Source organism: Flavobacterium sp. AK-301 (genome assembly GCF_058310215.1).
This window is the reverse complement of sequence record NZ_JBZEES010000026.1, coordinates 1,262-3,051: the sequence shown is the minus strand read 5'-3', so window position 1 is coordinate 3,051 and position 1,790 is coordinate 1,262. Positions and strand designations below refer to the sequence as shown.

The following is a 1,790-nucleotide window of genomic DNA, read 5'->3' as shown; positions in this document are numbered from 1 at the left end:
AATCTCTACTTTTTCAATTTTGTCCGGTGCACTGATATAGATAATATCCATTACCGGATTCGGATAGATTGTAAGTGTTGTGGCTCCTGTAGCTTTTTCTTCTTCTGAAGCTAACTTATACCCCCATATATCTCCTTCTGTTACGGATAATGGTAAACGATCAATTAAATAAGATCCCGCTTCTCGCTCTACTATTGTTATAGCTCCATCTTCTACAGTATATGGCATAATAATAAAATTTCCTTCGTTGATTTCAAAAGGTACTTCGCACTTATAGGTATACTTATTTTTAGCAATGGTTATATCAGTTATAAAAACACCATTTAACCCAAATAATCCAATACGGGTAGTATTATCTGAAGAAGGTAGATATACCTGAAAAGACTGTTCCATTTCTACCTGAAAAAGATTATCCTTTGCTGTTTTCAGCTGCAAATGTTTTAATACGGTTGCAGCTTTCAAATTAACTCCTTCTGCTCCCAAAACAGTAATGGGTAACTTATCGATCAAATGGGATCCCAGTGGACGCACAACAACTTCTTTCTTTCCGTTTTTTTCTATATACGGCTGGATAATATACTTTCCTTTTGAGATATTCTCCGGTATCTTACAACTATAATCCTTCCCTTTTCCGGAAAGTATAATATTAGTATAGAAAACACCGTTATTATCAAACAAGCCTATTTTTACCTGTTCCTGATTTTTTGAAACCATTGCCTGAACCTGGAATTCCTTGCCTACTGCTACTTCATAAAGATACTCTGTTGGTGTTTGTATTACCAAATGGTCTTCTAATTCCTCTTTTCTGTTATCTTTTATCGTTATACGATATTCTATAACAAGGTCAAAATAATTTGAGGAATTTGACCCCCCTCTATCCCAATAACGTGAACCGGGACAACTAGCATTCGTCATTTTACAAATAAGGGTTGTTCCGTCATAGGTTGTTCCGGCAACAAACTTCCCTTTAACCGTCTGTTTCAACTCTATTGGCACTCCCGATTCGGTATACCAACTATATACTGTTGTATTACCTTTAATCGAATATTCACTACTTAAATCTATTTCCTTTCCAGCATCTATAATCCCTCCTTCAATACGCTTTTGAGGGGCATAATAAAACGTAAGGAAGGAAGATGGATTTTTCATATTAGACAAATCCAAAAATGTAAAATAATTATAAGAACATTCTAAATTAATTAATTTCACATTCTTAGAAAGATCTAAACCTGTTAACTGATTTTTATAACAAGACAAAAACCTTAAACTTACATTCTTTGAAACATCTAAACTTGTTAATTGATTATAACTACAACTCAAATTTGTTAAATTTATATTTTTAGAAACACCTAAACCTGTTAACTGATTAGAATCACAATTCAAATCTGTTAATTTTACATTCTTAGAAATATCTAAACTCGTTAATTGATTTGAACCACAACCCAAACTGGTTAAATTTACATTTTTAGAAACATCTAATGACGTTAATGAATTAGAGTAACAATTCAAATATGTTAAATTTACATTCTTAGAGACATCCAAATTCGTTAATTGACTTGAATTACAATTCAAACTTGTTAAATTTATATTCTTGGAAACATCCAAATTCGTTAATTGACTTGATTCACAACTCAAATATGTTAAATTTACATTTTTAGAAACATCTAAACTTGTTAACGGATTTGGACTACAAGACAAACTGGTTAAGTTTACATTCTTGGAAACATCCAAATTCGTTAACTGATTATTAGAACAACCCAAACTTGTTAGATTTATATTCTTGGAAACAT

Annotated in this window: 1 protein-coding gene; it reads right to left on the bottom strand. The window is 31.7% G+C overall.

All coding sequences use genetic code 11. The features are described 5' to 3' along the window. A partial coding sequence (locus AC4FQX_RS15020; RefSeq protein WP_491168534.1) for a leucine-rich repeat domain-containing protein occupies window positions 1–1,790 on the bottom strand: 1,790 nt, incomplete at both ends.